This is a genomic window from uncultured Negativicoccus sp., from assembly GCF_902480485.1.
In the GTDB taxonomy this organism is placed as follows: domain Bacteria; phylum Bacillota; class Negativicutes; order Veillonellales; family Negativicoccaceae; genus Negativicoccus; species Negativicoccus succinicivorans.
On sequence record NZ_CABSTC010000051.1, the window covers coordinates 1 to 9,618 of the forward strand.

Sequence of the window (9,618 nt, forward strand, 5' to 3'; positions counted from 1 at the left end):
CGGATCCGACTGGGCGCGGCAGCTCGAAGGCAAGAAGCTGGCGGAAGCTCTCGTGGACACCAATACCGGTGAAGTGCTCTTGGAAGAGGGCACGAAAGTCGGCAAGAAAGAGCTGAAAGCCATTAAAGACAGCGGCATGTTCAAACGCATGCCCGCTAACGATATTGAGGCCATTATTGAAGGCGTACTGCCGGCGCGCCGTGTAGAAAAAACGTTCGCGCAGAAACGCATTCCGGGGCTGCAGGAAATCTATGTCCTGAAGGGCGAAGGCGACGGCCGACACGAAGTTAAAATCGTCTGCAATAACGCGAACCTCCCGGACACGTTGCGTACCGTCGAACCGGCGGATATGATCGCCAATATTTCCTATTTATTGAATTTAATGGAAGATATCGGTCGTGTGGACGATATCGACCACTTAGGCAACCGCCGCTTGCGTTGCGTCGGCGAACTGTTACAGAACCAGTTCCGCATCGGTTTGACCCGTATGGAACGTGTTGTTAAAGAACGCATGGCGACGCAGGATATCGACAATTTGACGCCGCAGATGCTGATCAATATTCGTCCGGTCACAGCGGCACTGAAAGAATTTTTCGGTTCGAGCCAATTGTCGCAGTTCATGGACCAGACGAATCCGCTGGCGGAACTGACGCATAAACGTCGTCTTTCCGCATTGGGACCGGGCGGTCTTTCGCGTGAACGCGCGGGCTTTGAAGTTCGCGACGTGCACCATTCGCACTATGGCCGTATGTGCCCGATCGAAACGCCGGAAGGTCCGAACATCGGTTTGATTTCGTCCTTGGCGAACTTTGCGAAAGTCAACAAATACGGTTTGATTGAAACGCCGTATCGCGTGGTTAAACACGACGGCGATGATGTCACCGTCACGAGCGAAGTGCGTTACGTCACCGCCGATGCCGAGGAAAACCTCGTCGTGGCGCAGGCGAACGAACCGCTCGATGAAAATAACCGCTTTGAACACGCGCATGTCGCGAGCCGTCTGCAATCCGAGGTTATTGAAGTCGCGCCGCAACGCGTGGATTTGATGGACGTTTCGCCGAAACAGGTGGTTTCGGTCGGTACAGCCTTGATCCCGTTTCTTGAAAACGACGACGCGAACCGTGCCTTGATGGGCGCGAACATGCAACGTCAGGCGGTACCGCTGTTGCGTACGCAGGCACCGCTCGTCGGCACGGGCATGGAATACACCGCCGCCCGCGACTCCGGCGTATGCGTACTCGCCAAACGCGCGGGTACGGTAGAACGCGTCACCGGGAAAGAAATCATCGTCAAAACCGATGACGGCAAATTGGATCGTTACGATCTGATCAAATTCATGCGCTCCAACCAGAGCACCTGCATCAACCAGATTCCGCTCGTCTATAAGGGCGATCGCGTGGAAGCGGGCGACGCGCTGGCGGACGGTATGGCGACCGACGGCGGCGAACTCGCGCTCGGTTACAACGTGCTCGTTGCGTTTATGCCGTGGGAAGGCTACAACTACGAAGACGCGATTCTTCTCTCGGAAGAATTGTGCAAGGAAGATATTTACACGTCGATCCACATTGAAGAATACGAATGTGATGCGCGCGACACGAAGCTCGGCGCGGAAGAAATTACCCGTCAGCTCCCGAATGTCAGCGAAGATTCGTTGAAATATTTGGATGAAGAAGGCATCATCTCGATCGGCGCGGAAGTTCGTCCGGGCGATGTTCTGGTCGGTAAAGTCACGCCGAAAGGCGAAACCGAACAGACGCCGGAAGAACGTTTGCTGCGCGCCATTTTCGGTGACAAAGAACGAGAAGTTCGCGACACCAGCTTGCGCGTGCCGCACGGCGAATCCGGCAAGATCGTCGATGTTCGCGTATTCACCCGTGAAAACGGTGACGAACTGCAACCGGGCGTTAATAAACTCGTTCGCGTCTACATCGCGCAGAAACGTAAGATTCACGAAGGCGATAAGATGGCGGGCCGCCATGGTAACAAGGGCGTTGTCTCCCGCGTCATGCGCCAGGAAGATATGCCGTTCATGCCGGACGGAACGCCGGTTCAAATCGTACTGAATCCGCTCGGCGTACCGAGCCGTATGAACATCGGTCAGGTTTTGGAAACCCATTTGGGTCGCGCGGTTCAGGCGTTGGGTATGGAAATTCGCAACAACGATCCGGATCTGCCGCGTCGCTTGAAAGAATACGGTTACGATGTCGATAAATACGGCATGCCCGAACCGGATGTCGCCGGTATTCATATCGCGACGCCGGTCTTTGACGGCGCGTCCGAAGTCGACGTATTTAACACGCTAAAACTCGCCAATTTGCCGGAAGACGGCAAGACGGAACTGTTCGACGGCCGTACCGGTGAAAAGATGGACAACCGCGTCACCGTCGGTTACAAATACATGTTGAAGTTGCACCACTTGGTCGACGATAAGATTCACGCTCGTTCGACCGGTCCGTACTCGCTCGTCACCCAACAGCCGTTGGGCGGTAAAGCGCAGTTCGGCGGCCAGCGTTTCGGTGAAATGGAAGTATGGGCGCTGGAAGCGTACGGCGCGGCGTACACCTTGCAGGAAATCCTGACGGTGAAATCCGACGATGTAATCGGCCGTGTGAAAGCGTACGAAAAAATCGTCAAAGGGGAAAATATCCCCGAACCGGGTGTTCCGGAATCGTTCAAAGTACTCTTGAAAGAGCTCCAGTCGATCGGCTTGGACGTTCGTATTTTGAATGAAAACGGCGAAGAAGTCGTCATCCGTGAACTCGAAGAAGAGGACTTGCCGCAGGCGGAAGAAAATGAACTGCGCGAAGTCATGGAATCCGATGCCAGCGGGCAAAGCCGAACTTCCGCGGAGGCGGAAGATGCGGATAACGCACCGGAAGAAAATGAAATGAGCGTGGAAGACACGGCGCAGCAGGCTGATACCGCAAATATCGCCGCCGCGGAACCGTTCTTCACCGATACTGATAGTAACGACGCTGAATAGTGAAGGGAGCGGTAGATTTGTTAGATGTGAACGAATTTGATTCGATGCAAATCGGACTGGCTTCGCCCGAAAAGATTCGTGCCTGGTCGCATGGTGAGGTCACCAAACCGGAAACGATTAACTATCGGACGCTGAAGCCGGAAAAAGACGGTCTCTTTTGTGAACGGATTTTCGGTCCGACCAAGGACTGGGAATGCCATTGCGGAAAGTATAAACGGATCCGTAATAAAGGCGTCGTCTGTGATAAATGCGGGGTCGAAGTCACCCGCGCCAAAGTGCGTCGCGAACGCATGGGGCATATCGAATTGGCCACCCCGGTGTCGCACATTTGGTACTTCAAAGGAATTCCGAGCCGGATGGGACTCATCCTTGACGTCTCGCCGCGTTCGTTGGAACGTGTCCTGTACTTCGTGTCCTACATCGTGTTGGATCCGAAAGACACCGGACTTAAGAAAAAAGAACTGCTGAACGAAGCGGAATATCGGGAAGCGGTCGAAACCTACGGTTACAACTCGTTTGTCGCCAAGATGGGCGCGGAAGCGATCCAAACGTTGCTGGCGGAAATCGACCTGGAAGAACTGCGCAAAGAACTGCGCGCGGAAATGCAGGAAGCGAGCGGCCAGCGTCGTTTGCGCGCGATCCGCCGTTTGGAAGTCGTCGAAGCATTCCGTAAATCCGGCAACCGTCCGGAATGGATGATTATGAACTGCGTGCCGGTCATTCCGCCGGAACTGCGCCCGATGGTGCAGCTCGACGGCGGTCGGTTCGCGACCAGCGATTTGAACGATCTCTATCGTCGTGTCATCAACCGTAACAACCGTTTGAAACGTTTGCTGGAACTACATGCGCCGGAAATTATCGTGCGCAACGAAAAACGCATGCTGCAGGAAGCTGTCGACGCGCTCATTGATAACGGCCGTCGCGGCCGCGCGGTCACCGGACCGGGCAACCGCGCGCTGAAATCCCTTTCCGATCTCCTGAAAGGTAAACAGGGCCGTTTCCGTCAGAACTTGTTGGGTAAGCGTGTTGACTACTCCGGCCGTTCCGTTATCGTTGTCGGACCGGAACTCAAAATGCACCAATGCGGTCTGCCGAAGGAAATGGCGCTCGAACTCTTCAAACCGTTTGTCATGAAAGAACTCGTGGCTCGCGGTTTGGCGAACAACATCAAAAACGCGAAGAAAAAAGTCGAAAAAATTGCGCCGGAAGTATGGGATGTCCTTGAAGATGTCATCCACAAACATCCGGTTCTGTTGAACCGCGCACCGACCTTGCACCGCTTGGGTATCCAGGCGTTCGAACCGATCCTTTGGGAAGGTCGCGCCATCAAATTGCACCCGCTCGTTTGTGCGGCGTACAACGCCGACTTCGACGGCGACCAGATGGCCTGCCACTTGCCGTTGTCGGTCGAAGCGCAAGCCGAAGCGCGTACGTTGATGCTTTCCGTCAACAATATTTTGTCGACGAAAGACGGAAAACCGGTCGCGGTACCGTCGCAGGACATGGTCCTCGGCGCGTACTACCTGACCATTGATCGCTCGGAAGAATACAAAGATGAGCAAGGCGCGTTGCGCATGCTCGTGCCGGCGGCGGAATACAGCTTGATGGACGAAGAGGCGCGGAAAAACGCGATCTCGATCCCCACATTTGCCGACTACGATGAAGTCGTCATGGCGTATGACCAACATTTCATCGACTTGCAGCATTATATCTTCGTACGGATTCCGGAACACGGTCGTGTCTTGACTACGGCCGGCCGCCTGATTTTCAACATGGCGCTACCGGAAGAATTGCGTTACTATCGCGAAAATGAAGACGGACAAACGATGCTCGGTGTACTCATGGACAAGAAAGAGCTCGCCCGTCTGATTAATAATTGCTTCCGTCATTTCGGCATGACGCAAACCGCGGATCTTCTTGACCGCGTGAAGACGCTCGGCTTCTACTATGCAAGAAAAGCCGGCATGACGATTGCCATCGCCGACATCAAAGTGCCGGCGACGAAAGAAACCATTCTCGCCAAAGCCGATCAGCAGGTCGAAAAAGTGAACAGCCTCTTCAGGCGCGGTTTGATTACTGACGATGAACGCTATCGCAAAACGATCGACATTTGGAATGAAGCGACCGGCGATGTTACCCGCGAAATGATGCAGGGCTTTGATAAATTCAACCCCTTGACCATGATGGCGCAATCCGGTGCTCGCGGTAACGAACAGCAGATCCGTCAGCTCGCCGGCATGCGCGGCTTGATGGCCGACCCGTCCGGTCGGATCATCGACTTGCCGATCAAGGCGAACTTCCGTGAAGGTTTGACCGTTTTGGACTACTTCACATCGTCGCACGGCGCGCGTAAAGGTTTGGCCGATACGGCTCTTCGTACGGCGGACTCCGGTTACCTGACCCGTCGTCTCGTCGACGTCGCGCAGGATGTTATCGTGCGGGAAGAAGATTGCGACATTGTTTCCGTCGATCTCATTCGCGAACGCGGTCGACTCGCGGCTACGGCCAAAGAAGCGATCGCCGCGATGCAGGATAAATTGCTCGGACGTGTTCTCGAAACGGCGGTCACCGATCCGGAAACGGGTGACGTGATCGTTGCGGAAGGTACGAAACTTACCGCCAAAGACTTGCAGGCGATCGGCGAACATCTGATTCCGGAGATTGTCTTGCGCGGTTCGTACGCGAACACCGAAGAACACGAACACGTATCCAGTGAAAATACCGTTGTCACCTTGGGTCAGCCCGAAGACAACCTGCGCAAAAAATTGCGTAAGCACATGGTGGATCGCATGCTCGGCAAAGAACTTGTCGAAGATGTGGAAACCATTGCCGGTGAAGTTCTTTACCAAAAAGGAGAGAAACTCACCGAAAGCATGATTGAAAAAATCCTCGCCAGCGATGCCCGTCGTGTTGTCGTTCATTTGGACGAAATCAACGGCATCGAGGTCGAAGCGATCGTCGAAGGCGACGGCGTCATTGAACCGTTGCGCGACCGTCTCACCGGCCGCATCACCGCGGAAGATCTTTACAATAAAGATACCGATGAGCTTATCATCGCGAAAAACGAACTCATTGACGAGGAAACCGCCGCTGAAATTGAAAAACATTATGACACCGTCAAGATTCGTTCGGTCCTCACTTGCCAGTGCCGTCACGGCGTCTGCCGCAAGTGCTACGGACGCAACCTCGGTACCGGCCGCATGGTCGAAGTCGGTGAAGCCGTCGGCATCATCGCGGCGCAGTCCATCGGTGAACCGGGCACGCAGTTGACGATGCGTACGTTCCACACCGGCGGCGTCGCGTCGAACGAAGATATCACGCAAGGTTTGCCGCGTGTTGAAGAACTTTTCGAAGCGCGTAAACCGAAACGCTACGCGATCATCGCGGAAATCGGCGGCACCGTGCAGATCGAAACGCTCGAAGAAAACAAACAAATTCAAAAAATTCACATTACCGACGGCGGCGAAGAATGGTCCAAAACCATTCCGTACGGCCTGAAAATCGTGGTCGAAGACGGCGACACCATTACCAAAGGTGACCGCCTGACCGAAGGCTCGATCAACCCGCACGACATTCTGCATGTACTCGGTGTCCAGGCAACCCAGCGTTACCTCGTCTACGAAGTACAAAAAGTATACAAATCGCAAGGTGTTGAAATTAACGACAAGCACATCGAAGTCATCGTGCGTCAGATGCTCCATAAAATCAAATTGGAAGACGTCGGTGACACCGATATGCTGCCGGGCGATACCGTCGAAGCCAATCTGCTGGAACTTGAGAACAAACGCTTACGTTCCGAAGGCAAGAAGGAAGCCAGCGGCAAACATATCCTCTTGGGTATTACCAAAGCCGCGCTGGCGACCGATTCGTTCCTTTCCGCCGCATCCTTCCAGGAAACCACGCGCGTTCTCACGGAAGCTGCGATCAAAGGTAAAATCGATCCGTTGCTCGGTCTGAAAGAAAACGTCATCATCGGCAAACTGATTCCGGCCGGTACGGGCATGTCCCGTTATCGCAACATCAGTCTTGCGGAAGACAAACCGCAAATCGCTGAGGAAAGCGCCGAAGAAAGCGCTGACCAAGCGGCAGAAGCGGCAGCTGAAGCATAAAGTAAAATGAAACAAAAAGAGACGACAATGTCGTCTCTTTTTTTGCGGCTCAAATTCGCAATCATTGGAAAACCGTTTAGGGAATCAACAATGGCCGACGGTTGGCGGGAGCGCGTAATGTGAACGGAGGCATGGTTGCGACGCGAGCATATTGAAAAAGCATTAAAAAAGGTATAATTTAATATATAAAGAGCGCGCGAGCGGCTGAATCAATACGGGCGACGGGAGAAGTCGTTGGCAAAACATAGAATTAAATAAAGGCCGCCAAAGCATAGGACTTGGCAATGAAGTATAGAGACGAGGAGGTGCCGGAGTGATAAGCTATGAAGAATACAGAGCAATAGTTGTAGAGCAGTTTAGATATTATTGGAAAGCTTTAAGCGATGAAGAGGTGGAGGCATACTTCGAGCGCGAGGGAAACGAGATCACGAGGGAGAGCTATGAAGATGACGTTGAAAGCCTAAAAAGAGGAGAAATCATCGAGCGTGCACTAGAAAAGAGTTGCCCCGAATCGGTTGCGTATTGTTTGTCTTTGATGTATTAAAAGCCGCTAAAGCGAAATGCTGAGGCGGTTTTTTGTTGCACGAAAGGAGACACCATGCAAAGAATCGTAAAGACGGTACCCGATGCGCGAGGGAAACTGTACGCAACGGTCGGTGAAATGCCTACCGCGCTGACTACGTTTGGCCATGGCGTGAAGACGGAACCCGACCGGCAATGGATTGAATCCATATGGATAAGGCAAATATGGTAGTATAAATACAGAAAACAGTACTCGGAGGTGCGAGATGAAAAATTATTTTGACTTAAGCGGTAAAATTGCGCTCGTTACGGGCGGTTCATCCGGCCTTGGTATTCAGTTGGCCAAGGCACTGGCTCGCCAAGGGGCGACGGTGGTGGTCGCCGCGCGGCGGGAAGAGAAACTGCAGGAGACGGTGCGGGCGTTGAAAGAACTCGGCGCGGAAGCGTCCTATGTGGTGATGGACGTCATGTCGCCGGAAAGCATCGATCAGGCGGTGGCAAAGGTTGTCGAACAATATCAGCGCATCGATATTTTGGTGAATAACGCGGGCGTCGGGGCGAGTGTACCGGCGGCGGAGCAGTCGACAGAGGATTGGCGCAAAGTGCTTGGTACGAATCTGGACGGCGTATACTATGTGGCGCGCGCAGTGGGTAAACAGATGTTGAAGCAGGAATACGGTAAAATTATCAACCTCGGTTCGATCCATTCGGAAGTGGCGATGAAACCCGCTTTCCTTTCCGCGTACAGCGCGGCCAAAGGCGGCGTGAAAATGCTGACCAAGGCGTTGGCGGTGGAATGGGCGAAGCACGGCATCACGGTCAATGCGATCGGACCGGGTTATTTTGAAACGAATATGACGGAAGCAGCATTCCAAAGGCAATCGTTTCAAGATATTCTCGCGACGTATTCGCCGATGGGACGCGGCGGTCGACCGGGTGAATTGGACGGCGCGGTGATTTATTTCGCCTCCGATGCTTCGAGCTTCACTACCGGTCAGCTGCTTTGCATTGACGGCGGTTGGACGGCGATCTAAATAAAAAAGAGACCTTGCGGTCTCTTTTTTTGATTGCTTTGATTTACGCCAACGTATCGTATGTTTCCGGCGTTTTATCGGCGTTATCCCATTCCACGCTGAGGGTAAAGGGATACTCCTCATTGCATTCTTTAATATGGGGCGTGATGTTCGCGTTGACCAGCGGAATATCGGTGGCGGAACGGGCGGTGAGGTGCAGCACGGCGTGCGTTTCGTCCGGTTGCGAGACGGCAAGCGATGTGACGCTTTCATCGTAGGTCGCGTCAAACGCTTTGACAATCGCGAGCAAGGTGGAAAGCTGTTTGACGACAGTCAGATCCTCCGCGGTTAAGAGTTTTGCGAACTGGGCGAAGCGGCGCAATTTATTGGAAATGCCGTCCTGAAACGCCGCGATGAGCGCGCAGGTCGCCTGCTCGCGATGCGTGAGTCCGTACAGCGGCGAGTTCGCAATGATGTAAGCGCTGTGTTGCGCGTGGCTGTAGTAGTTGATCATCATGCCGACATCGTGCAAACGGCAGGTCGTTTCCAGCCATTCCCGATAGCGGGCGGGAAAACCGTGCAAGGGCTGCAAGCCGTCATACAGTTTCAACGCCATCTTCGTGATGTATTGCATTTGTTCTTCATTACCGAGCGGCAGCGTATTGCGGAAATTTTCCACGCTTTGCCGCAGCAGGCTTTCGGGGAAGTGCTGTCCCTGGCGGCGCGTCATGGCGTAGTAATTGTAGAACAGTCCTTCGCGCAAGCCGTTGCCGCTGATAATGAGTTGTTCTGAGCCCGTGAATTGCAGTAAGGTTTGAATCAAAAATGCGCCGGCGGTGATAATGTCCGCGCGATCGCGACCGAGTCCCGAGATCTGTGTGCGTTCTTTGAAGTTGCGGCTCGCGAGCATTTCTGTCATGTCGTAAATGGCTTCGGGCGCCATCGTATAGTGATGAAGTTTGGGAATGGGATAGGAGACCAGACGTTGATG

5 protein-coding genes and 1 pseudogene are annotated in these 9,618 nt (G+C 53.7%); 5 read left to right on the forward strand and 1 reads right to left on the reverse strand.

Annotated features, from left to right (window positions below):
• The 5 genes from RDN69_RS05065 to RDN69_RS05085 all read left to right on the forward strand — a co-directional run.
• Window positions 1-2,983 (forward strand): DNA-directed RNA polymerase subunit beta (locus tag RDN69_RS05065; RefSeq protein ID WP_353867022.1); only part of this gene is annotated, 2,983 nt, incomplete at its 5' end.
• 17 nt (window positions 2,984-3,000) lie between these two features.
• The gene (rpoC, locus tag RDN69_RS05070) at window positions 3,001-7,092 is read left to right on the forward strand and encodes a DNA-directed RNA polymerase subunit beta' (protein ID WP_273259494.1); all 4,092 of its coding nucleotides are present in this window, start codon (window positions 3,001-3,003) and stop codon (window positions 7,090-7,092) included.
• 313 nt (window positions 7,093-7,405) lie between these two features.
• The gene (locus RDN69_RS05075; protein WP_273259495.1) at window positions 7,406-7,636 is read left to right on the forward strand and encodes a hypothetical protein; all 231 of its coding nucleotides are present in this window, start codon (window positions 7,406-7,408) and stop codon (window positions 7,634-7,636) included.
• A gap of 54 nt (window positions 7,637-7,690) precedes the next feature.
• Window positions 7,691-7,846 (forward strand): hypothetical protein, encoded by a 156-nt coding sequence (locus RDN69_RS05080; RefSeq protein WP_273259496.1) that lies wholly within the window; start codon window positions 7,691-7,693, stop codon window positions 7,844-7,846.
• Between the two features lie 34 nt (window positions 7,847-7,880).
• Window positions 7,881-8,648, forward strand: a complete 768-nt coding sequence (locus tag RDN69_RS05085; RefSeq protein ID WP_288218310.1) for a glucose 1-dehydrogenase — start codon at window positions 7,881-7,883, stop codon at window positions 8,646-8,648.
• A gap of 43 nt (window positions 8,649-8,691) precedes the next feature.
• On the opposite strand, the pseudogene RDN69_RS05090 reads toward RDN69_RS05085, so the two are convergent.
• Window positions 8,692-9,618, reverse strand: a pseudogene (locus RDN69_RS05090) (hypothetical protein); the annotation flags it as partial.

Excerpts from the sequence above, each read along its gene's own strand:
- RDN69_RS05080 (WP_273259496.1), top strand. The coding sequence starts at position 7,691 with ATGCAAAGAATCGTAAAGACGGTACCCGATGCGCGAGGGAAACTGTAC.
- RDN69_RS05085 (WP_288218310.1), top strand. The coding sequence starts at position 7,881 with ATGAAAAATTATTTTGACTTAAGCGGTAAAATTGCGCTCGTTACGGGC.